The 19,654-nt window shown below is 59.9% G+C and carries 31 protein-coding genes and 1 pseudogene; 29 read left to right on the top strand and 3 right to left on the bottom strand.

The window, feature by feature from the left end; genetic code table 11:
- Positions 1 to 8 precede the first annotated feature (8 nt).
- The 3 genes from VV088_RS00160 to VV088_RS00150 form a co-directional block, all read right to left on the bottom strand.
- Positions 9 to 1,985 carry a pyruvate carboxylase subunit B gene (locus VV088_RS00160; RefSeq protein WP_334598901.1) on the bottom strand — a complete coding sequence of 659 codons (1,977 nt, stop codon included), beginning with the start codon at positions 1,983 to 1,985 and terminating at the stop codon, positions 9 to 11.
- Between the two features lie 87 nt (positions 1,986 to 2,072).
- Entirely contained in the window at positions 2,073 to 2,285 is a 213-nt protein-coding gene (locus VV088_RS00155) for a hypothetical protein (protein ID WP_334598900.1), read from the bottom strand.
- Positions 2,286 to 2,314: 29 nt separating this feature from the next.
- Positions 2,315 to 2,443 carry a hypothetical protein gene (locus tag VV088_RS00150; RefSeq protein WP_334598899.1) on the bottom strand — a complete coding sequence of 43 codons (129 nt, stop codon included), beginning with the start codon at positions 2,441 to 2,443 and terminating at the stop codon, positions 2,315 to 2,317.
- 410 nt (positions 2,444 to 2,853) lie between these two features.
- On the opposite strand from VV088_RS00150, the gene VV088_RS00145 reads away from it, so the two are divergent.
- From VV088_RS00145 to VV088_RS00005, 29 genes and pseudogenes are all read left to right on the top strand, one after another.
- On the top strand, positions 2,854 to 3,105 hold the full coding sequence (locus VV088_RS00145) for a helix-turn-helix domain-containing protein (protein ID WP_334598898.1): 252 nt from the start codon (positions 2,854 to 2,856) through the stop codon (positions 3,103 to 3,105).
- 21 nt (positions 3,106 to 3,126) lie between these two features.
- On the top strand, positions 3,127 to 3,351 hold the full coding sequence (locus VV088_RS00140) for a hypothetical protein (RefSeq protein WP_334598897.1): 225 nt from the start codon (positions 3,127 to 3,129) through the stop codon (positions 3,349 to 3,351).
- Positions 3,324 to 3,608, top strand: coding sequence for a hypothetical protein (locus VV088_RS00135; RefSeq protein WP_334598896.1), 285 nt, complete (start codon positions 3,324 to 3,326; stop codon positions 3,606 to 3,608). The genes VV088_RS00140 and VV088_RS00135 overlap by 28 nt, the downstream gene beginning before the upstream one ends.
- Positions 3,605 to 4,303, top strand: coding sequence for a DUF5131 family protein (locus VV088_RS00130; RefSeq protein ID WP_334598895.1), 699 nt, complete (start codon positions 3,605 to 3,607; stop codon positions 4,301 to 4,303). The genes VV088_RS00135 and VV088_RS00130 overlap by 4 nt, the downstream gene beginning before the upstream one ends.
- A 21-nt stretch (positions 4,304 to 4,324) precedes the next feature.
- Positions 4,325 to 5,962: a hypothetical protein gene (locus VV088_RS00125; RefSeq protein ID WP_334598894.1), complete on the top strand. Its 1,638-nt coding sequence runs from the start codon at positions 4,325 to 4,327 to the stop codon at positions 5,960 to 5,962.
- A gap of 4 nt (positions 5,963 to 5,966) precedes the next feature.
- Positions 5,967 to 6,719, top strand: a complete 753-nt coding sequence (locus VV088_RS00120; protein WP_334598893.1) for a DNA cytosine methyltransferase — start codon at positions 5,967 to 5,969, stop codon at positions 6,717 to 6,719.
- Between the two features lie 11 nt (positions 6,720 to 6,730).
- Entirely contained in the window at positions 6,731 to 7,081 is a 351-nt protein-coding gene (locus tag VV088_RS00115; RefSeq protein ID WP_334598892.1) for a hypothetical protein, read from the top strand.
- A gap of 248 nt (positions 7,082 to 7,329) precedes the next feature.
- On the top strand, positions 7,330 to 7,575 hold the full coding sequence (locus VV088_RS00110) for a hypothetical protein (RefSeq protein WP_334598890.1): 246 nt from the start codon (positions 7,330 to 7,332) through the stop codon (positions 7,573 to 7,575).
- A gap of 107 nt (positions 7,576 to 7,682) precedes the next feature.
- Entirely contained in the window at positions 7,683 to 8,462 is a 780-nt protein-coding gene (locus VV088_RS00105; RefSeq protein ID WP_334598889.1) for a radical SAM protein, read from the top strand.
- Positions 8,463 to 8,473: 11 nt separating this feature from the next.
- Positions 8,474 to 8,659, top strand: coding sequence for a hypothetical protein (locus VV088_RS00100; protein ID WP_334598888.1), 186 nt, complete (start codon positions 8,474 to 8,476; stop codon positions 8,657 to 8,659).
- Positions 8,656 to 8,841: a hypothetical protein gene (locus tag VV088_RS00095; RefSeq protein ID WP_334598887.1), complete on the top strand. Its 186-nt coding sequence runs from the start codon at positions 8,656 to 8,658 to the stop codon at positions 8,839 to 8,841. The genes VV088_RS00100 and VV088_RS00095 overlap by 4 nt, the downstream gene beginning before the upstream one ends.
- A gap of 273 nt (positions 8,842 to 9,114) precedes the next feature.
- Positions 9,115 to 9,369 carry a hypothetical protein gene (locus VV088_RS00090; RefSeq protein ID WP_334598886.1) on the top strand — a complete coding sequence of 85 codons (255 nt, stop codon included), beginning with the start codon at positions 9,115 to 9,117 and terminating at the stop codon, positions 9,367 to 9,369.
- Positions 9,366 to 9,596, top strand: a complete 231-nt coding sequence (locus VV088_RS00085; protein WP_334598884.1) for a hypothetical protein — start codon at positions 9,366 to 9,368, stop codon at positions 9,594 to 9,596. Before VV088_RS00090 ends, VV088_RS00085 begins: the two co-directional genes overlap by 4 nt.
- Positions 9,593 to 10,000: a hypothetical protein gene (locus tag VV088_RS00080; RefSeq protein ID WP_334598880.1), complete on the top strand. Its 408-nt coding sequence runs from the start codon at positions 9,593 to 9,595 to the stop codon at positions 9,998 to 10,000. The genes VV088_RS00085 and VV088_RS00080 overlap by 4 nt, the downstream gene beginning before the upstream one ends.
- Complete coding sequence (locus VV088_RS00075) at positions 9,984 to 10,184, top strand: hypothetical protein (RefSeq protein ID WP_334598879.1); 201 nt, start codon at positions 9,984 to 9,986, stop codon at positions 10,182 to 10,184. The genes VV088_RS00080 and VV088_RS00075 overlap by 17 nt, the downstream gene beginning before the upstream one ends.
- Positions 10,185 to 10,321: 137 nt before the next feature.
- Complete coding sequence (locus tag VV088_RS00070) at positions 10,322 to 11,071, top strand: hypothetical protein (RefSeq protein ID WP_334598877.1); 750 nt, start codon at positions 10,322 to 10,324, stop codon at positions 11,069 to 11,071.
- A gap of 71 nt (positions 11,072 to 11,142) precedes the next feature.
- Positions 11,143 to 11,544, top strand: a complete 402-nt coding sequence (locus VV088_RS00065) for a hypothetical protein (protein WP_334598876.1) — start codon at positions 11,143 to 11,145, stop codon at positions 11,542 to 11,544.
- A 64-nt stretch (positions 11,545 to 11,608) separates the two neighbouring features.
- Positions 11,609 to 11,818: a helix-turn-helix domain-containing protein gene (locus tag VV088_RS00060; RefSeq protein ID WP_334598875.1), complete on the top strand. Its 210-nt coding sequence runs from the start codon at positions 11,609 to 11,611 to the stop codon at positions 11,816 to 11,818.
- A gap of 148 nt (positions 11,819 to 11,966) precedes the next feature.
- Positions 11,967 to 12,266 (top strand): HNH endonuclease, encoded by a 300-nt coding sequence (locus VV088_RS00055; RefSeq protein ID WP_334598874.1) that lies wholly within the window; start codon positions 11,967 to 11,969, stop codon positions 12,264 to 12,266.
- 306 nt (positions 12,267 to 12,572) lie between these two features.
- Positions 12,573 to 12,962, top strand: a complete 390-nt coding sequence (locus VV088_RS00050) for a hypothetical protein (RefSeq protein WP_334598872.1) — start codon at positions 12,573 to 12,575, stop codon at positions 12,960 to 12,962.
- Positions 12,959 to 14,611, top strand: coding sequence for a terminase large subunit (locus tag VV088_RS00045; RefSeq protein WP_334598871.1), 1,653 nt, complete (start codon positions 12,959 to 12,961; stop codon positions 14,609 to 14,611). Before VV088_RS00050 ends, VV088_RS00045 begins: the two co-directional genes overlap by 4 nt.
- A gap of 4 nt (positions 14,612 to 14,615) precedes the next feature.
- Complete coding sequence (locus VV088_RS00040; protein WP_334598869.1) at positions 14,616 to 15,941, top strand: phage portal protein; 1,326 nt, start codon at positions 14,616 to 14,618, stop codon at positions 15,939 to 15,941.
- Position 15,942: 1 nt separating this feature from the next.
- On the top strand, positions 15,943 to 16,563 hold the full coding sequence (locus tag VV088_RS00035; RefSeq protein ID WP_334598868.1) for an HK97 family phage prohead protease: 621 nt from the start codon (positions 15,943 to 15,945) through the stop codon (positions 16,561 to 16,563).
- A gap of 5 nt (positions 16,564 to 16,568) precedes the next feature.
- Positions 16,569 to 17,903: a phage major capsid protein gene (locus tag VV088_RS00030; protein ID WP_334598867.1), complete on the top strand. Its 1,335-nt coding sequence runs from the start codon at positions 16,569 to 16,571 to the stop codon at positions 17,901 to 17,903.
- Between the two features lie 11 nt (positions 17,904 to 17,914).
- On the top strand, positions 17,915 to 18,259 hold the full coding sequence (locus tag VV088_RS00025; protein ID WP_334598865.1) for a phage head-tail connector protein: 345 nt from the start codon (positions 17,915 to 17,917) through the stop codon (positions 18,257 to 18,259).
- A 2-nt stretch (positions 18,260 to 18,261) separates the two neighbouring features.
- The gene (locus VV088_RS00020) at positions 18,262 to 18,606 is read left to right on the top strand and encodes a phage head closure protein (protein WP_334598864.1); all 345 of its coding nucleotides are present in this window, start codon (positions 18,262 to 18,264) and stop codon (positions 18,604 to 18,606) included.
- Positions 18,603 to 18,935 carry a hypothetical protein gene (locus VV088_RS00015; RefSeq protein ID WP_334598863.1) on the top strand — a complete coding sequence of 111 codons (333 nt, stop codon included), beginning with the start codon at positions 18,603 to 18,605 and terminating at the stop codon, positions 18,933 to 18,935. The genes VV088_RS00020 and VV088_RS00015 overlap by 4 nt, the downstream gene beginning before the upstream one ends.
- A gap of 6 nt (positions 18,936 to 18,941) precedes the next feature.
- Positions 18,942 to 19,376, top strand: a complete 435-nt coding sequence (locus VV088_RS00010) for a hypothetical protein (RefSeq protein ID WP_334598862.1) — start codon at positions 18,942 to 18,944, stop codon at positions 19,374 to 19,376.
- Positions 19,377 to 19,394: 18 nt separating this feature from the next.
- A pseudogene (locus VV088_RS00005) lies at positions 19,395 to 19,654 on the top strand (hypothetical protein); the annotation flags it as partial.

Below are 19,654 nucleotides of genomic sequence, written 5' to 3'. Positions count from 1 at the left end.
ATTGAAGCTTAACCCAGGGTCACCAGCAGATCGTCGGTGTTGACGGCGGCGCCCTGAGCGGCGGCCACGGACTTGACGGTACCGTCCACGGGGGCGGTCACTTCAATCTCCATCTTCATGGCCTCCAGGATGACCAGCACGTCGCCGGCCTTCACGGCCTGGCCGGGCTTGCACTCCACCTTGAACACGTTGCCGGGCATGGGGCTGGGAACAGGAGTTTCGCCGGCAGCGGGGGCGGCAGGGGCGGGCGCGGCGGCAGGAGCCGGGGCGGGTGCAGGGGCGGCGGCGGGGGCGGGAGCGGCGGCCACAGGGGCGGCGGCAACCGGAGCGGCAACCACCGGCGCAGCGGGGGCGGGGCCGTCAGCGGCGGCGACCGAAACCTGATACGCCTTGCCGTCGATGGTGATGGTGTAGCTGCCGGGGCAGGTATCCATCGCGCCCATTACCAGATGGGGGGGCTGATAGCTGGCGGCAAAGGGCTGGATGGGCCGGGAGGTCATGCCGTTGGCTGCGGTGGCGGGCACGTTGGCGTAGTACACATGGCCCTGCCAGGCGGGCATGGGGGGCAGGTCGGACGCCTTGGGGGCGGCAGGAGCAGCGCCGGCCTTCTTGGGGTCCTCCTTCTTGGGGAAGCCGGCCTCCCGGTCCTTGAAGAAGGCCATGGCCACCTGGGGGAAGGCGATGTAGCTCAGCACATCCTCGTCGCTCTTGGCGGTGGCGCCCAGCTCCTTCTTGGTCTTCTCAAACTCGGGCTCCAGAGAGTCGGCAAAGCGGCCCTCCACCACGGGGGTGTTGCCCAGAATCTTCTTCTGGATGGCGGGATCGATGGGGGCGGGGGTGCGGCCGTACTCGCCCCGGCAGTAGGCCTTGATCTCCTTGCCCACCACCTTGTACCGCTCGCCGGCCAGCACGTTCTGCACGGCCTGGGAGCCAACCATCTGGCTGGTGGGGGTGACCAGGGGAGGATAGCCCAGGTCGGCGCGGACCTTGGGGGTCTCGGCCAGGGCCTGATCCAGCTTGTCGATGGCGTTCATCATCTTCAGCTGGGAGATCAGGTTGGACAGCATGCCGCCGGGGATCTGGTAGTTGAGGCACTGGGTGTCGGTGGTCAGGGAGATGGGGTCCAGGGTGCCGTCCTTGATGAAGTCGGCCCGGACGCCCTTGAAGTAGTCGGCCATCTGGATGAGCACCTTGTCGTCCAGGTCCACCTGGTAGCCCAGGGAGCGCAGGGCGTAGGCCAGGGTCTCGGTGGCGGGCTGAGCGGTGCCGCCGGACATGGGGGAGATGGCGGTGTCCAGCACGTCGGCGCCCGCCTCCACGCTCTTCAGGCAGGTCATGAAGGCCAGCCCGGTGGTGCAGTGAGTGTGGATGACCAGGGGCAGCTCGGGCACGGCGTCCTTGATGGCGGACACCAGGTCATAGGCCTCCTTGGGGCCCATGATGCCGGCCATATCCTTGATGCAGATGGACTTGACGCCCATGCTCTTCAGGTCCTTGACCATCTGGACGTTCTTCTCCAGGGTGTGGACGGGGCTGGTGGTGAAGCAGATGGTGCCGGAGGCGTGGCCGCCCTGCTTGACGGTCTCGTCGATGGCCACCTCCAGGTTGCGGGCGTCGTTGAGGGCGTCGAAGATGCGGATGATATCAATGCCGTTCTTGATGGAGTACTCCACAAACTTGCGCACCACGTCGTCGGGGTAGTGCTTGTAGCCCAGGATGTTCTGGCCGCGCAGCAGCATCTGCAGCTTGGTGTTGGGCATTTTCTTGCGGATCTTCCGCAGGCGGTCCCAGGGGTCCTCCTGCAGGTAGCGCAGGCAGACGTCGAAGGTGGCCCCGCCCCAGACCTCGGCGGAGTAGTAGCCGGCCTTATCGATGGTCTCCAGAATGTTTTCAAACTTGCTGTAGGGCAGGCGGGTGGCAATCAGGGACTGGTTGGCGTCACGCAGGACGGTTTCGGTAAAGCCTACTTTTCTAGTCTTGCTCATGATGTTTCGACCTCCAAATAGTTCCCCGGGAGCGGTCCGGGAAAAATTGCCCCTTGGGGCGGACGTTCTAGTCACTTGCCACTTATTTTAGTATAATCCTTCCCAGAAAGCAAGCCCTTCCTGCGGAATATTCTGACCTTTTTTTGCTGGAGTTCTTGTGCAAAAAGGCTGTGCGTCCAGCTGGGCGGGACCCGCTTCAGAAACATATACCGAAACCCGCTCCATGCGGAAGGGGGTTGGCCCATGTACGCCCAAAACAAAAGCGCCGCGGCCTCCGCCGCAGCGCTTCATTCCTTCCATTCAGCCTTCCGCTGGGTACAAGCGGCCTGTCAGCGGTCGCTGCAAATGCTGTCCTCACCGGTGTGGTACGCATCGTAATCAAAAATCAGATCGTCGATATCCTTATCCTCGCGGACCTTGGACCAGATGCTGTTGACCTCCTGCTTGGGCATAGTCATACCTGCCACCTCCTTTCTCTATCAGTCTGAAAATGGGTACAAAAAACCACCGTCTGCACTGCAAACGATGGGAGAAAAAAGCTGTGTAGACGCTGAAGATACGGTCCATCAGACCGCAGAGACGTGCACAGTATGCTCCAACCGCTTGCAGGGGAAGAGAACTCCAGGGGTAACATAACACTGTTGCATCTGTGCCCACCTCTTTTCCGCAGTAGCTTATACACTCCGGGGCCCCGTTTTATAGGCACAGGCCCCATCGGTATCCTTGATTGTAAGCCACCGGGCCGGATTTGTCAAGAGGAAATTTGTAACTTTTTTCGGAATGTTGATTTACCATTGAAGTGCGAAAGCTCGAAAGAGCTCGACGCACTTCAATTTTTTTATGCTTTTGGGAAAGGAGGACGGGGAACATGGGCCGAAAGCTCCGCTATCTCGGGCCGACTGAGCGGGCAGAAATTGAGAAGCTCCACAACGGAGGAGCCCCGGCGGCAAAGATTGCCGAGAGGATCGGCTATCACACGGCGACGATTTACAGAGAACTCCCCAACGGATACACCGGGGCCGTAGACGAGTATGGTCGGCGGGTGTATAGCGCCGAGGTCGCACAGCGGACCTTTGAGAGGAACATCAAGCGCCGGGGCGAGCGGGCCCCGGTAAACTAAAGAAAAGGAGATTGCTATACCGTGAAGAATACCGACAACAACATTTTGACCACCCTCCGGGGCTATTTCCTCCTCGCGGCGGCGGACCTCGCCCTCTATCCCGAGGGATCGCCGGAACATATCCGGGCGGAGCACTCGGCGGCGAACACCTCACGGACGGTTTTCGAGCTTTTCGGGGCCGCGGCGGCGGAGGCTTTGAGAGAGGAGGCGGTCCAGAAATGGCCGAAACTCGGCGGGATCGCGTGACCCTGGCCGCCCTCCTTGCCGTCCTCCAGGACGGGGACCGCGTCTTTATAGTCCACCGCATGGGCCCGCATGAGTGCGAGGGCGTGGCCGGAGGAACAGCCCAGGAGCTCCGCTCTACCCGTTGCGTGGAGGTATGCGGGGACAACATGGTCGAGCGCATCGCCCTGGACCTGGACGAATGGCCGGAGGTATGGCCGAGCGACGACCCGGCCCCGGTCCTGGTTATCACCATCGGCGGGAAGGAGGCGGAGAGGTGAACCAAACAAAAATTGAGTGGTGCGACAAGACCTTAAACCCGGTTGTCGGGTGCTCCTATGGTTGCCCGTACTGCTACGCCCGGAGGATCAACGCCCGTTTTCACTATGTACCGGATTTTTCGGAGCCGCAGTTTTTCCCGGAGCGCCTGGAGCAACTGAAAAGCAAAAAGCCCGCGAAAGTGTTCCTCACCTCTATGAGCGACCCGGCGGACTGGAGGCAGACATGGGCCGCCGCCGTCTTGGACGCGATCGAGAAAAATCCACAGCATGAGTATTTATTGTTATCCAAACGCCCGGAGGCGTACATGAATTTATTCCCGATATGGCGGCACATCTACGGGGACCTCAAAAATATATGGTACGGCGTCACCGTGACGAGCTATCGGGACCTCCACAAGATCGCAGACCTCCCGCTCTACGGAAAGCGGTTTATCAGCTTTGAGCCGCTCCTCGGCTCGGCGGACCCTCGGCTCCGCCCGGTAAAATGTGCGGTCCCGTGGATAGATTGGGCCATCATAGGAGCGGAGACCGGGCCGGGAGCAAGCGCCCGCCGCCCTCGGCGGGAATGGGTGGAGGAGATTGTTTCCTATTGCGACGAGACGGGTGTCCCCGTATTTATGAAAGATTCCCTCCTCCCCGTGGTCGGGACGGAAGGAATGAGGCGGGATTTTCCAGATCCCCTAATGTGGATATAAACGAAAGGAGATTGCTATACCATGAAAGCTCTTGTAATGACAGCCCAGGACGCCCGGGAGTTTGAAAAGCTCGGCGGCCTCACCATCACGAAACCGATCAAGCCCGCGCCCGCCGCCTATGTTGAGGGGGCAAAAATGGAGGAGGCGGCCCCCGGGCGCTGGAACCTGATCCGGGAGGGCGTGATCTACGCACACGACGGCGGGGCCACCTTTACGACGCCCGTCAACGCCGGGGACATTGTTTTCCTCCGGGAGCCGTGGGCCCGCCTCAAGAACCCGGCGAACGGGGAGCCCTCGGACCGCGTGATCCTCGCGGCGGATTCCACCGTTGCGGAGGGACAGACCGCCTATAAGTGGGCCTCCCCCGTATCCATGCCGGAGTCGGCGGCCCGCCGCTTTGCCGTTGTGAGCAAGGTCGAGCCCATCTATAACGAAAATGTCGCCGTTTGGTCTATCACGCTGGAGGCCGTCACAAAGGCCGCGGCGGAGGCCGGAGAGGCCGGGGCGCTCCCCTACTCCGACGCGCCCAGCCAGGAGGAGGGCTCCAACTATTTTACATACGCCGGGGACATGAGCCCGGAGGATCACGAGCGCATGATCGCCGCGATCAACCAGGACCGGGCCCGCCTCGCCGAAGTGCAAGATCGGTTAATCAGGATTGACAACCGCCGCCGGGAGCTGGCCTATCTCAATTTCGAGGGCCGGGACAAGGTGGACCCGAACGACCGCGCCGCCCTCCAGGAGGAGGACGCCACCCTGGACGCCGAACAGGCGGAGCTTGCAAGAGAGGAGGCGGAACTCCGCCACGCCCTGGAGGACGCCGGAGCCCCGGCACCTACCACAGCAGACCGCGCCCGGGAAAAGCTCGCGGCGATCCGCTCCCGCCGCGGCGAGATCGCTAATTTCGACGCCGAAACGAAGGTATCAAACAATTACGATATTGAGGAGGCGCGGCTAATCCAGGAGGAGCGGGACCTCTCCGCATACCTGGAGGGGCTCACTGCGGCGGAGGGTGGTCCGACCGGGGAGGAGCCGCCCGCCGGGGAAAGCGAACAAACCACGCTTGACGCCCAGGAGGACGAGGAGGTCGGCTCCTTCACCTTTGGCAAGTGTAACTATTGCGGGCGAGAGTGGGGCGTTACCCTGGAGGGCGCAAAGGGCGGCGGTTATCCCACACAGCGGACGGCCAACGCCGCCGCGACCCGCGTTTGTGATTGCCCGGAGGCCGTGGAGAACCGAAAGCCGGAGGTCGGCGTCGCCTTTGCCGTCACGACGGGGGCGTGTAAGTATTGCGGCCAACTCCAGGAGGTGGGCCCCCATCCGTCCCAGGCGGCGGCGGACGAGACGGCGACGGAGGTTTGCTCCTGCCCGAGCGCCCGGACGGCCCGCCGCACGGCGGAACAGATCGAGGACGCCCGGGACCGTGTAAACCGCCTTTTCGGGGAGAGGGCCGAGGACCTCGGCTTTAAGCCGATCGCCGGGGACGGCGCGATCGAACTCCTGGAGCGTGTGGTCGAGCTGATCGCCCGGGGGCCGATTTCCTCGGCGTCCCTCAATATCCGGGGCCAGTGTAAAGCGAAATTCTCCATTACCAGCAAGGGCAAAATCAAGGTATCCAGGAGCGAAACCCGCTCTTGCGATCTTGAGGCCGGAGAGTGATCTCATGGAAAACCTCTCTATATTTGATTTGACGCCGGGAGGGGAGCAATTCAAGCCGGAAAAATCGACGGATTGGAAATGGAGATTTTCAGACTATCCGAGGGAAAAGAACGGGTTAAAAGTATTTTCGTGTTTCGCTTGTGGCGGCGGGTCGACTATGGGCTACAAGCTCGCCGGGTGCGACGTTCTCGGGTGTGTGGAAATTGATCCCCGTATGAATGAGGTCTATGTGAGGAACCACGCCCCAAAATACAACTACCTCATGGACATACGGGAGTTTAACCGGCTCCCGGCCGAGGAGATTCCCGGGGAGCTTTTTGAGCTGGACATTCTGGACGGCTCCCCGCCGTGTACCACATTCTCCGTCGCCGGGAAAAGGGCGGAAACATGGGGGAAAGCGAAAAAATTCCGGGAAGGACAAAAGGAACAGACCCTCGACGATCTCCCGTTTGTATTCATTGAGACGGTAGAAAAGCTCCGCCCGCGGTGCGTGATCCTGGAAAACGTCGAGGGGCTGATTATGGGCGAGGCGTGGGGGTATGTCCAGGAGATTTACAAGCGCCTCAAGAAAGCGGGGTACAAGGTCCACCATTGGCTCCTCAAGGGTGAAAACATGGGAGTCCCACAAACGAGACATAGAGTTTTTTCGTGGGAATACGGAACGACCTCGGCGTCGATCCGGTCGATCTCGATATGTCATTTTATTATGAGCCGGTGCGTTTTCGGGAGATCAAGTCGGGAGAGGGCGGAGCGGTAGGACGGGAAAGTATGTCGTTTCGGGCCTTGCAAAAGGCGACACCGGAGGACAAAGACCTCGCCGCCGTATATAAGCGGATCGGGGAGCGGGAGCGTTGCTTTACGACCCGGATCGTATGGGAGGACGATATACCGCCAACGCTCACAGCGAGGACGGACCAATACCGGGGAGAGGAGAAAACACGGGTAAGCATTGAGGACCTGATCCATATACAGACATTCCCGGAGGATTTCGACTTTATCAGAAATACCTATTACCGGGCCCTCTATGTTTGCGCTATGTCCGTCCCGCCCGTAATGATAAAGCGGATCGTATCCAGGTTAATTGAGGCCGGGGTATTTGAGAAGGGAGCGACGCCGTGATTTGGGAATTGAGCTATAAAGCAGACCCGCGGGCCCGGGAAGTGGCGGACCGACACTATAACAGGCAAAAGCCGGGGACACCTCAATTTGTGCCACCGGGCCGCGCCCTTGTGCTTTACACGGAGACGGAGACCGGGAGGGCATTTTGGGTAACGTCCTACCCATTCGCTCAATATGTGCGCCACGCATGGGCGGGCGCGTGGGTATGCTCGGCCTTTAGGAATGAGGGCGCAGGCGTGGCCTCCGAAATGATCCGGGACGCAGTAGCCGCGACGCGGGCTTATTTCGGAGAGCCGCCAGACCTCGGCCTCGTGACCTTTATCGACCGCCGAAAAGTGCGCCCGACAATGGTCCACGGCCTCAAGACATGGGGGTACACCTACAAGCTCGCCGGATTCCGGGAAGTCGGAGAAACAAAAGGCGGCCTTCTCGCCCTCCAGTTACTTCCGGGGGATATGCCGCCGCCGGAGGCGGCGAGGGAGACGCCGCCGTGAGAATTGGCTTAATCGACGTGGACGGCCACAACTGGCCGTCCCTCCCGCTTATGAAAATATCCGCATACCACAAGGCGAAGGGCGACAAGGTCGAGCTGTGGTTTCCTATGAACCATTACGACAAGGTCTATATGAGTAAGGTTTTCCCAGGCTCGGCGGACGTGGACTCCGTCATATACGCCGGCGAGATCGAGCGGGGCGGGACGGGCTATTTCTATCCAGACGGCGGCCCGCCCCTACCGGAGGAGATCGAGCACATATTCCCGGACTATGGCCTATATCCAGAGGCCACGGCGGGGCGGGCTTATGGATTCCTGACCCGCGGCTGTCCCCGTCAATGCAGATTCTGCATTGTGGGAAAAAAGGAGGGGACAACCTCCCGGCAAATCGCCGATCTCTCCGAGTTTTGGAACGGACAACGGGAAATTAAGCTCCTCGACCCTAACATTTTAGCGTGTAAGGATCGGGAACGGCTTCTCCAAGAGCTCGCCGCCTCCGGCGCGTGGGTGGACTTCACCCAAGGGCTCGATATTCGCTTGATCGAGGGCGTCGAGGACCTCGTAACAGCTATAAAAATAAAACGGATTCATTTCGCGTGGGACAACCCGGAGCAGAATTTGAGGCCGTATTTTGAAAAATTCCGTAAAAAGTGCGATCTCAACTATTCAAAACTCGGCGTCTATGTCCTTGTAAATTTCAACTCAACACAGGAGCAGGATTTAGAGAGGGTCTATTTTCTCCGCGATCTCGGATATGACCCCTATGTCATGGTGTACGAAAAAGAAACCGCTCCGCGGGAGATAAAGCTCCTCCAGAGGTGGGTAAATAATCGGTTTATTTTCCGGTCGTGCCCGCGTTTTGAGGACTACGACCCGCGGCGGAGATAGGAGGGAACCGCTTGAAAATCAAGATTACAAAGAAGCTCCCGACCGATCCAGAAAACCGCCCGGAGGTGGGCGGCGTGTACGAGGTTGTCCGGCAAGCGCCGGGGCAGTATGGGCCGATCCTATTTATCAAGGTCGGCGGCGTGGAGGTCGGCGTTTTGGGCGGGGAGTATGAGCCCGCGGCGGAGGTGGAACCGTGAGCCGCCGGGTCTATCGCTGGAGGGTCTCCCCTCCTCCCGGCTCCGGCTTTGAGACGGTCGAGGTCCTCGGGGCCTCCCGCTATGAGGCTATGATCGCCGCCGCGAAATTGTGGCGCACTCCCTGGACGCAGATCGCCTGCGCTTGCACCTTTGAAAGGCTCGGGGAGGTAGCGGAGAAATGAGAGAAGCGGACATTTATAGAGCCGCCCTCGAAAATGGGGCGCAGACGCTCAAACCCTCATGGTATTTGAGGAAATGGCAGAACTACAAAAAGAACTTTGCAAAAATGCCAGGGGGAAAGACAACCGCGGGAGTATTGCGGAGGAGATCGCAGACGTTCAAATTATGCTGGAGCAAATGATTGCCCTCCATAATTGCCGCGCTATGGTTAGGACATATAAGGCCGCAAAACTTGACCGATTGAAAGAGCGGTTAGGTCTCGGGGAGGTGGAGACGTGAACGATCTCCCGGTTTGGCAACTTCCAGTAATGAGCGAAACGGGCGCAAGTGCAAACGCCTACATACCAAAAACGGCAAAATACCATTGTTTCATTGACAACGCCTCTCTTTGCAAGAGATACACCCAGGATACGGACTATTACGAGACAGGGATCGAAAGCGGAGAAATTCTCCGCAGACCGGAAATAGCTTGTAAAAAATGCCGGAAAATGTGGTTACGGCGGTATGTGCCGGAGGAGGCGGAGCCGTGAAAAAGGGAAAGAACCGGGCCGCGGCGGCGGTCGAGCTGGTCGCCGTCCTCCTGGCAACCGCCGCCGCCTTTGCGTGGGGACAGCGGGCCGCCCTGATAGAGCGAGGCTATACTGCCCACGGCGGGGAATACCTCCTCCTCGTAATTCCTTTTATCTACTACACCGGGAAACGGATCGCCGAGGACTGGATTGTGGAGCTCCGGGAGCTATGGAGGGGCAGACAGTGAAGGAAACGATAAAAAGGCTTGAGATCGCGTTCATGGGATACGACACCCAACAGACAAAGGCGGCGTTTCAACGGTTTGCAAGAGACAATCAGGAGGAAATAAGAACCGATTTATTGAAAATGGGGCTTTTGACCCTAAAGGACGGGACGCGGATCACGGCAATAACTCCAGGGACGGCGGGCTCGGGAATTTGTGCATACAAATACGACCAACTGATCCTCGCAGACGACAGCAGAAAAAGGATATACTCCGCACGGTGGAGGGAAATAAGCCTATTTTTACAAACGGCTATGGATCGCTCGTGCGTCCCGGAAGGATACAAAATTTTATTTTATGATCTCGACGCCCCGGAACCGCGGAGCGAGACCAGGAAAGGAGCGGGAAAACATGGGGAGGAATTATAAAATTTGTCCCAGGTGCGGGGACCACCTGGACCACGGCGAGCGGTGCGAGTGCATGGACCGCCGCCCGGAAACCGCGGAGACGGCCAGAGCCACGCCGACCGAGCGGGCCCGGGGCTATGTGATCGGCGTCGACCTCGCCCAGGGGAAGGACCGCACGGCGAAAGCCTACATTTCCAGAGCATAAAAAAGAGCCCCGGACGCTTGACGAGAGCGTCCGGGGCGCAACCGCCCGGAGGGCTGATTGCTATACCACTATTATATTACCACCTCCGGGCTAAAAAGGCAAGAGCCACAGGCCAAAAGAAAAGGCGGTTTTTTGATATGCAAAGAGTCAAAAGGCGAATTTTTTCGGGGGCCGTATGCGAGCAAGTGGTTTTCAATGTCCCGGACAGAATAAAAAACCTGGACAAGGCGGAGCCGCGGCCCCGTTTCAAAACAGAGGAGGAGCGGGCCGCCCACAAGCTCGGAATTTCCCGCCGAAAACACGCCCGGATCGTAAATAACAATTTCGGGCCTACATCTAAATATAGCACCTTAACCATGGACGACGAGCACGAGGTCCACACCTTCCAGGAGGCGAGGCGGGTCCGGGATAATTTCTATAATCGCCTCATATACCACGCCCCAGGCGCTAAAATCATGCTTTACATGGGCCGGGGCAAAAACACTCACCGGATACACTTCCACATGATAAGTGAGGGCATACCGGAGGACCTGATCCGCCGACAATGGACCTCGGGCTCCGTCCTACGGATCGAAAACCTCCGGGAACATAACTATTACGACGGCGTAGACCGGGGGCGGGACTATACGGGCCTCGCCAACTACTTATTTAATCACTGGACGCCGGAGGTCGGCGGCCACAGGTGGAAGGGCTCCCGGAAAACCCTCCAAAAGCCGGACTATGAGGAACCGACCACCGTCAAGCGAAACTACACAGAGGACAAGCCGCCCAGGCCGCCGAAAGGCTATATTTTCGTAGAGGCCACGGCGACGAAATACGGATACCTTTATTATAAGTATGTCCTCAAACCGCCGCCGAGAAAGCGGCCCAAAAAGAAGCGGGAATAAACCCGCCTCGAAAGCCTTGTAAATGTGTAAAGTTTTGAACCCAAACCACAGCAGGAAGGAGATCGCAAAAAATGAACATCAACCAGTTAGCGAAAGAGGTCCACGACAACGCCGTCGCTCATGGATGGTGGGACAAGCCGCCCGCGCTCCCCGAGGCGCTTTGTCTGATCCATGCCGAACTCTCCGAGGCCCTGGAGGAATACCGGAACGGGGCCCCGCTCGTTTATGGGACGTGCGCCCTCGCTGAGGAGGATTGTCAGTATTACGCCATATGCGACAGAGCGGGCCAACCAGGGGCGGAGGGCGCGGACGGTCCTTGCAAGCCGGAGGGGATCGCCGTCGAGCTGGCCGACGTCCTCCTCCGCACTCTGGACCTCATGGCCGCCCTCGGAGTGGACGTGGACGCCGTGGTTATGGCAAAGCACAAATACAACCTCGGGCGGGAGTACAGACACGGAGGCAAAACCGTATGATCGCCCCAGGACGCCCCTCGGCGGGGGGGGGTAACTGATCGCAACAGTGGAGGAGGTGGACCCCGTGGCAAAGAGTGAATTTCCGAACCAGCTCCGCAAGCTCCGGGAACGCCGCCGGATAAGCCGCCGGGTCCTGGCCGAGCTATGCGGAATAAGCAAAAGCGCCCTCTCCAGGTACGAGCGGGGGGAGCGTGTCCCCACCCTCACAGACGCCGAGGCGCTGGCCGACTTTTTCGAGGTCTCCCTTGACCGCCTTTGTGGCCGGGAAAAATAAATTTTCGGAGCGTCCCCGAACGGGGACACCGGGGGCCGTGGCCGTGGTTTAATTACCTTGTGGACATATAGCCGCCTGGAGCGGGACCACGCGCCGGGGCATGGGGCCCGGTCCCTCGGCTCCAGGCAAAGACGGGAGGGCGGCGGCGGTGCGGGACTTTGCGAAAGCGTTCTATCTCTCGAAAGAGTGGCGGCGGGCTCGGGCCTATGTATTCAACCGGGACGCGGGCCTATGCGTAAGGTGCGGGGCCCTCGGGGAGATCGTTCACCACAAGGAGCACCTCACGCCGGAGAATATCAGCAATCCAGAAATTGCGCTCAGCGAGGACAATCTCGAATTGCTTTGCCGAGAGTGCCACGCCCTCGCCCACGCCGGGGAGCTGGCAACAGACAGCGGGCTCACGTTCGACGACGAGGGAAATGTTGTCAAGCGTGAGTTACTGTCATAGCAAAAGCGGATCACAACGCAAGGGAAAATAAACCACAGGTGAAAGCAAGCCCAGCAGAAAACGCCCACCCATCCCGACCCCGGGCCGCCCATCCGTCCGGCCACGCGGGGCCAGCGCCTCGGCGGCGGTCGAGCGGGAAAAGAAAAGCGAACAGCCGCGGCGAGTCCTCGGCGCTCATGCCTCCCCCCCACCTCGGACCCCCGGGGGTGGGCTTTTCCGAACCGCGTCCCATCCCCGTCTATAACCCCCCGGGCGCACACATAAGGGGGGGGGTACAGCCCGCCGGAGAGGAGGTTTATACATCTTATGGCAAAACCAAAAACTTCCTATGAAAGCCTCTCAACCGCTGAAAAAACGGAGGTAAAAAAGCGAAAAATCGCTAAACTTTTCCGAGAATTGCCCGCCGAAAAGAAACAGTTTGCCGACGGTTTGATCTATCAACTGGCCGTGACAACTGTCACCCTGGAGCGCCTTGTGGAGGAGATCAACAACGGCGAACTGATCGAGGATTTTGTCCAGGGAACCCAAAAGCTCCGGCGCGAAAATCCGGCCCTCAAAAGCTACAATACCACGATCAAGTCGTTTACTGCCCTCTCGAAAAGCCTCCTCGACCTCCTCCCGGAAAAGACCCAAAAACAGGCCGGGGAGGAGCTTATGAATTTCGCAACTAAGCCCCCGGGGGCGGGTAGAAAATGAATTATATCCTTGCCTATTGGGAGGCAATCGAGAGCGGGAAGGTTGTCACAAGCCGCCGCGTCCGGGCCGTTTACAAGCGCCTCGCCCGGGAGATACAGGAGCCGGACCCGGATTCCCCGTATTATTTCGACGAGGAGATCGGGGAGCGCCCGATTATATTCGCCGAGCGGTTTTGCAAGCAATCCCAGGGCGTGATCGGGGCCCCGCTCGTGCTGGAGCTTTTCCAAAAGGCATATATTCAAGCTCTTTTCGGATTCCTGGAGAAGGAGACCGGATTCCGGCGTTACCGGGAGACTATGTTCCTCGTGGGCCGGAAAAATGGCAAGTCGACCCTCCTCGCCGCGATCGCCTTGTATATGCTGATCGCAGACTATGAGGGCGCGGCGGAGATTTACAGCGTAGCCACGAAAAAGGACCAGGCGAAAAAGGTCCTCACCGAGGCTATCAACATGGTCAAGCAATCGCCGGAGCTCCGGGCCGTTCTCAAGAAGCGGCGGAACGACCTCTATTTTGCGGCCACGGCCTCCATTTTCGAGGCCCTCGCCTCGGATTCTAACACCCTGGACGGCCTCAACGCCCACGCCGTCATTATTGACGAACTCCACGCAATCAAGGACCGGAACCTCTACGAGGTTATGAAGCAATCCACCTCCAGCCGCCGCCAGCCCCTTGTCGTTATGATTACCACGGCGGGCATGGTCCGGGAGAGCGTGTTCGACGAAATGTATGAGCTCGCTTGTAAGATCGCGGACGGCGTCGAGGAGGACCCGACTTTCCTCCCGATCCTCTACGAGCTGGACAGCCGGGACGAGTGGACCGATCCGACGAAGTGGCAAAAGGCAAACCCGGGCCTCGGGACCATCAAGCAATACAAGACCCTCGCGGCCTTTGTCCAGAGGGCAAAGATCAAGCCGGAGGACCTCCCCGGCGTCCTCTGTAAGGATTTCAACATCCGCGAGGTATCCGCCGCCGTCTGGCTATCCTTTGAGGCGATACAAAGCGAACTCCGCTTTGAGCTCCAGGACGTTTATAACACCTACGCCCTCGGCGGGTGCGATCTCTCTGCAACAACGGACCTCACTTGTGCGACCCTTCTCATACGCAAAGCCGGGGACCCGATCGTCTACGTTCTACAGCAATATTTCCTCCCGGAAAAACGGGTGGAGCACCTGGAGGACAAGAACACAAACGAGGCCCCATATCGGAAATGGGCGGACCGCGGCCTCCTCACCATCTGCCCGGGGAACCGCGTCAACTATTCCGACGTGACGGCGTGGTTTTGCCAAATGCGGGACGAGTGGAAGATCGACGCGATCAAGGTCGGCTATGACCGGGCCCTCGCCGGGTATTGGGTGGACGAAATGAAGTCGAACGGCTTTGACATGGAGGCCGTCGCACAGGGCCCCTACACCTGGAGCCAGCCAATGCGGGAAATGGGGGCCGCCCTGGAGGCGAAACAGGTCAACTATAACGGGAACCCGATCCTTGTTTGGTGTCTGACAAATACCGCCGTTAAAAAATCGGGATTGAACAACATCCAGCCCGTGAAAATCACGGACAAGCGGCGGATCGACGGCGCGGTCTCCCTTCTCAATGCGTGGGTTATGTATGTGAAATATTTCGAGGACTTTATGTATGCCGTGGGGTGAAACAATGGGATTTTTGAATATTCGCGGACTTTTTGAGTCCGTATTCGGTAAACGGCCAACGAGCGGGAGCAACCTCCCGGCGTTTCGGCTCCTCTCGTCCTATGACTCCAGCTTTACGCCATTTAATGGGCGGGCGTGGGACATTGGAACCGTCCGCGCCGCCGTGGACGCATGGGCCAGGAACGCGGCAAAGATACAGCCCCGGCACATCCGCCGCGCCGGAGGGCGGCGGGAGACCGTTTCTGACAGCTTAGAGCGGATTCTCCGGGTCCGGCCTAATCCGTATATGACCGCCTACGCCTTTTATTACCGCGTGGCCGCTCAATTCGTTGTGTATAATAACGCCTTTATCCTCCCCATGTTCGACGGCGGCAAGCTGACCGCCCTCTATCCGATCAACGCCTCCCGGGTGGACCTCGTGGAGGATATGGGCGGTATGTATGCCCGCCTCACCTTTGCGACGGGGAACGTCTACACGGTCCCCTATGAGCACCTCGTCCACCTCCGCCGTCACTACCTGGACAATGATATTTTCGGGGACGATAACCGCCCCCTCCTCCCCGCCCTGGAGACCGCGGACGCCTTTAACCAGGGAATGAGCAAATTTGCGAAACTCGTCTCCGTGATCCGGGGGATTCTGGAGGCCCCGACCGTCACAAAGCAAGAGGACCTCGCGGCTCGGCGGGACGCCTTTGTCCGGGATAATTTCAGCATGGAGGCCAACGGCTCCGGCGTGATTATCACGGACAGCAAACACAAATATACCCCCATCCAGCAGAAGGAGACGCCGATCCCCACCGGGCAACTCGAATTTGTCCGGCGGGAGATTTACGACTATTTCGGGATGAATGAGGCGATCGTCCAGAACAAGGCCACGCCGGAGGAAATGGACGCCTTTTATCAGGGCCAGCTCGTCCCGTTCTATATGCAACTCGCCCAGGGCCTCACCGATGCCATTTTTACGGAGCGGGAACAGGGTTTCGGGAATGAGGTCCTTTGTGAAATGGATCGTATTCAGTTTGAGACCCTGGACAAGCGGGTCGAGGCCGCGCAGTTTTTGGCACAGATCGGGGCCCTGGAGCTGGATCAAGTGCTGGATATTTTCGGATTCCCGCCCATCGGCGGCGACGAGGGAAAGCGCCGGGTCCAGACGTTGAACATGGTAAACGCCGAGATCGCGGACAAGTACCAAATGGGGACAACAGGGCAAAAGGCGGAGGAGACGCCGAAAGAGCCCCAGGAGCCGCCCTCCGGCGGCCCACAGGACACGCCGGAGCCCGAGGAGGGGCAGGAACCCACAGAGCCGAAAGACGGAAAGGAGGGCGCTTAAAATGCCCATTAAGAAGGGGCGCGAGTATCGCGCATTGCAGGGCTTTTCCCTCGTCCCCCGGGAGGGGGAGTCGGACGCCTACAAGGTGCGGGGGACGGCGATCGTGTTCGATACCCCGACCGTCCTCTTTGAGTGCGACGGCGTCAAGTATTACGAAGTGATCGACCGCCACGCGCTGGACGGGTGCGACCTCTCCGACGTGATTATGAACTACAATCACGGCGGGAAGGTGGTCGCCCGCCTCCGCAACAAGACCCTCACCCTCAACATCACGGACCGGGGCCTGGACATAGAGGCGGACCTCTCCGGCACAGTAGCGGGCCGGGACCTTTACGAGGAGATCGACGGCGGCTATATCGACAAAATGAGTTTTTCCTTTGCGGTGCAGGAGGCGGAGTATGACGCCGCCACCCACACCCGGAGAATAACTAAATTCCGCAAGCTATACGACGTTTCGGCGGTGGATATTCCCGCCTATGAGGAAACGGACCTCTCCGCCCGATCCTTCTTTGAGGTGGAGCACTCGAAGGAGGTCAAGGCTTTGGAGCAAGCCGCGAGGCGGCGGAGGCTTTTAGCGCGGACCCGTACCTATCCACACACCACACAGAAACAGGAGGAATAAAAACTATGTTTGAGAAAAGACGTAAAGAGATCGCCGCCCGCCGCGCCGAGATTCGGGCGCTTTTGGCCGGGGAGGGGGCCGTCGATATGGACGCCATGGAGAAGGAGCTCGACGCCCTGGACGCCGAGGAGCGGGACCTCGACCGCCGGGAGGCCGCGACCCGCCGCCTCAATGGCGGGGCGGGCCTGGAGGGCCGGAACGGCCAGCAGGGCGGCCACGGCGACCGGGGCTCCGGCGATCCTACCCCCGGCCCCGTGAACCCGATCGCCGGGGGCGGCGAGGCCCGGGGCGGCCTCCCCGTGGGCGTGGAGAGCCGCGCCGCCTACCTCGCCGACCTCCAGGGGATTCCCCTCCAGGACGTGGAGGCCCGCGCCCAGCGTTTCGCCGAGGGCGGGCGTATGGAGATCACCACCGACGCCCTTTGCCGCTCCCTCACCCTCACCAGCGGGAATATTGCCCAGCCGACCCGCGTCTCCGGGATTAACCCCGGCCAGAATATCGTCTCCGGGATCGTGGACATGGTCCGCGTCGTGGACGCTAACGGTATGGGCGAGGATTCCGTGGCCTATGAGGTAAGCGGCGGCCAGACGGCGGCCACCAAGAAGGACGACGGAACCGCCCCCGCGACCACGGACCCCGTCCTCCGTATCGCCAAGATTACCCCCGTTTTGATCTCCACTCTGTCCTATGTCTCTCGGAACATCCAGCGCACGACCCCCCTCAACTACCAGGGGCGGGTCTCCGAGGGCGCTTTGACCGCCCTCCGCAAGAAAACCGGGGGCCTCATTGTCACCGGGGACCCCGCGGCCACCATTCCCGAGCCGACGGGTATTCTCAAAGCCGCGGCCATTGAGGCGGGCTCCGACGTGGAGATCGGCAAGATCGACGAGAAAACCCTCCGCACGATTGCCCTCAAGTATGGCGGCGCGAACAATGTCGAGGGCGGCGGTGTTCTTCTCCTCAACAAGGACGACCTGATCGCGTTCGGCGACATTCGCGGGACCAGCGAGAAAAAGGCCGTTTACGAAATTGAGTTTTCCGAGAACAGCACCACCACGGGCACGATCAAGGACGGCGGCCTCGCGGTGAAATTCTGCATTGTGGACGAGCTCCCCGCCCTCTCCAAGACCACCTCGGCGGCGGGCTCCTATTGCATGGCATACGGGAAACCCCTGGCCTATCAGCTCGACTTGTTCGGGCCCTACACCGTGGAAGTCTCCCGCGACTATAAGTTCGCGGAGGGCCTCCTCGCCGTCATGGGCGAGGCTATGATCGGCGGGAATGTTATCACCGAAAACGGATTCCTCCGTATCAAGAAAAAGGCCAGCGCCGGGGCGTAAGGAGGCGGAGCATGAGCGAGAGCACGGGCCGGAGCCCCGCCGCCCGGGAACCCGCGGCGGACGTCTCGGAGGAGTATCTCGCCGCGGGGAGGCAGGCTGTACGAACGAAGTCGACAGCGTTTGACGGGGAGATCGTGGACCTGATCCGCGCCGCCCGGGAGGACCTCGCCCTCGGCGGAGTCCTCCCCGAGCGGGCCCAGGACGAGGAGGACCCACTCATTAAGCGGGCGGTTATGAACTATATCAAGGCGGAGTTTGGCCTCGACAATGAGGACGCGGAAAAATTCCGGGCCGTCTATGAACGCCTCAAGGTCTCCCTCGCTATGTCCTCGGACTACGTCGGCGGGGAGGTGTAGCCGTGTACTGGAGAGACGAGGCCGCCCTCATTCGAGAGGAAAAAAGGGTAAAACCGAACGGCTACAAGGAAACGGTCAAGACGCGGCGGGAGGTATTCGCCAACAAAAAGACCGCCACGCGCTCCGAGTTTTACACGGCAAAACAGGCCGGGGACAAGATCGCCCTCGTCCTGGAGGTGCGGGGCGCGGACTACCAGGAGGAGACCCTCGTGGAGTACGAGGGCCGCCTCTATGAGGTCGTGAGGGCCTACACCGAAAGCGGCGAGACCTACGAGCTAAACTGTAAAGAGGCCCAGGAGCCGCCAGAAACGGCCCAGGAGGGGCCGGACAAGGAGGGGGAGGGGTGAGTATCAATGAAACCTTGCGGGCCGTCCTGGAGCCTATAGCGCCCGCAGAGGCGGACGCCTACGAGGGCAAGAAAGCGGTTTACATCACGTTCAATTACCACACAACCCCGATCAATTACGGGGACGACGAGCCGGAACAGGAGCGGGTCTCCGTCCAGGTCCATCTATACGCCCCTCTCGGCTATGACATTACCGCAAAGCGGCGGGCCGTTAAGAAAGCCCTCGCCTCGGCGGGCTTCACCTATCCGGCCTATACCAACGCCTCGGATAAAGACGGTCAGCACCATGTTTTTGAGTGTGAAACCGTCGAGGGCTTAGAGGAGGAATGAAAGAGAATGGGACGCCTCACCGTGAATGGGCTCGACGCCCTCTCCGACGATTTCGCCGCCCTGGCTCGCCTACCGGATAGCGTGGTTGAGGGGATTCTTGAGGCCGAGGCGGGCGTTATTCTCCCGGCCCAGCGGGCGGAGATTGAAAAACAGTGGACAGGGCCGCACTCTTTGGGGATTTCCTCGAAGTCAGTCAAAAAGGGGAAGGTCAAAAAGGATCGGGACGGGCGCTCCCTCACCATCTACCCCCAGGGGACCCGCAAGCGCGGCGGGAGGTCCACAAGAAACGCCGAGATCGCTTTTATCAACGAATACGGGGCCCCGGGGCGGCACATAGCCGCCCGCCCCGCGATCGACGCCGCGAACAAGAAGAAAGAGAAAGAGGCGATAGACGCCGGAGAGCGGGTCTATAACCAATTTCTCGACAGCAGAAACCTATAAATTTTAGGAGGTTTTACTATGGCAAGTTTTGGGGCGAAATATCCCTATTTTAACCCCGTGGCGGAGGAGCCGGAGGGCAAGCTCCCGGTCTATAAGGACCAGGACCCCGTCCGGGTGGGCCGCCTCGTCAAGGCGGACCTCACCGTAAACCTCGCCTCCGGCAAGCTCTTTGCCGACGACGGCCTCGCCGAGAGCGTGGAGGAGTTTTCCTCCGGCTCTATCGCTATGGAGACCGACGACATGGAGGACCCCGTCGCGGGCGTCGTGTACGGTTGCAC

It is taken from the genome of Lawsonibacter sp. JLR.KK007, assembly GCF_036941135.1.
Classification (GTDB): domain Bacteria; phylum Bacillota; class Clostridia; order Oscillospirales; family Oscillospiraceae; genus Lawsonibacter.
The sequence above is the reverse complement of the archived record's forward strand: the minus strand, read 5'-3'. Positions and strand labels throughout refer to the sequence as shown.

What these genes read in the sequence shown, in the direction of transcription:
- VV088_RS00110 (WP_334598890.1), top strand. Translation starts at nt 7,330, where the DNA reads ATGATCCGGGACGCAGTAGCCGCGACGCGGGCTTATTTCGGAGAGCCG.
- VV088_RS00030 (WP_334598867.1), top strand. Translation starts at nt 16,569, where the DNA reads ATGTTTGAGAAAAGACGTAAAGAGATCGCCGCCCGCCGCGCCGAGATT.
- VV088_RS00010 (WP_334598862.1), top strand. Translation starts at nt 18,942, where the DNA reads ATGGGACGCCTCACCGTGAATGGGCTCGACGCCCTCTCCGACGATTTC.
- VV088_RS00160 (WP_334598901.1), bottom strand. Translation starts at nt 1,985, where the DNA reads ATGAGCAAGACTAGAAAAGTAGGCTTTACCGAAACCGTCCTGCGTGAC.
- VV088_RS00070 (WP_334598877.1), top strand. Translation starts at nt 10,322, where the DNA reads ATGCAAAGAGTCAAAAGGCGAATTTTTTCGGGGGCCGTATGCGAGCAA.
- VV088_RS00050 (WP_334598872.1), top strand. Translation starts at nt 12,573, where the DNA reads ATGGCAAAACCAAAAACTTCCTATGAAAGCCTCTCAACCGCTGAAAAA.
- VV088_RS00155 (WP_334598900.1), bottom strand. Translation starts at nt 2,285, where the DNA reads ATGGAAGGAATGAAGCGCTGCGGCGGAGGCCGCGGCGCTTTTGTTTTG.
- VV088_RS00025 (WP_334598865.1), top strand. Translation starts at nt 17,915, where the DNA reads ATGAGCGAGAGCACGGGCCGGAGCCCCGCCGCCCGGGAACCCGCGGCG.
- VV088_RS00040 (WP_334598869.1), top strand. Translation starts at nt 14,616, where the DNA reads ATGGGATTTTTGAATATTCGCGGACTTTTTGAGTCCGTATTCGGTAAA.
- VV088_RS00135 (WP_334598896.1), top strand. Translation starts at nt 3,324, where the DNA reads ATGGCCGAAACTCGGCGGGATCGCGTGACCCTGGCCGCCCTCCTTGCC.
- VV088_RS00065 (WP_334598876.1), top strand. Translation starts at nt 11,143, where the DNA reads ATGAACATCAACCAGTTAGCGAAAGAGGTCCACGACAACGCCGTCGCT.
- VV088_RS00045 (WP_334598871.1), top strand. Translation starts at nt 12,959, where the DNA reads ATGAATTATATCCTTGCCTATTGGGAGGCAATCGAGAGCGGGAAGGTT.
- VV088_RS00125 (WP_334598894.1), top strand. Translation starts at nt 4,325, where the DNA reads ATGAAAGCTCTTGTAATGACAGCCCAGGACGCCCGGGAGTTTGAAAAG.
- VV088_RS00150 (WP_334598899.1), bottom strand. Translation starts at nt 2,443, where the DNA reads ATGACTATGCCCAAGCAGGAGGTCAACAGCATCTGGTCCAAGGTCCGC.
- VV088_RS00035 (WP_334598868.1), top strand. Translation starts at nt 15,943, where the DNA reads ATGCCCATTAAGAAGGGGCGCGAGTATCGCGCATTGCAGGGCTTTTCC.
- VV088_RS00115 (WP_334598892.1), top strand. Translation starts at nt 6,731, where the DNA reads ATGTCGTTTCGGGCCTTGCAAAAGGCGACACCGGAGGACAAAGACCTC.
- VV088_RS00105 (WP_334598889.1), top strand. Translation starts at nt 7,683, where the DNA reads ATGAACCATTACGACAAGGTCTATATGAGTAAGGTTTTCCCAGGCTCG.
- VV088_RS00120 (WP_334598893.1), top strand. Translation starts at nt 5,967, where the DNA reads ATGGAAAACCTCTCTATATTTGATTTGACGCCGGGAGGGGAGCAATTC.
- VV088_RS00145 (WP_334598898.1), top strand. Translation starts at nt 2,854, where the DNA reads ATGGGCCGAAAGCTCCGCTATCTCGGGCCGACTGAGCGGGCAGAAATT.
- VV088_RS00075 (WP_334598879.1), top strand. Translation starts at nt 9,984, where the DNA reads ATGGGGAGGAATTATAAAATTTGTCCCAGGTGCGGGGACCACCTGGAC.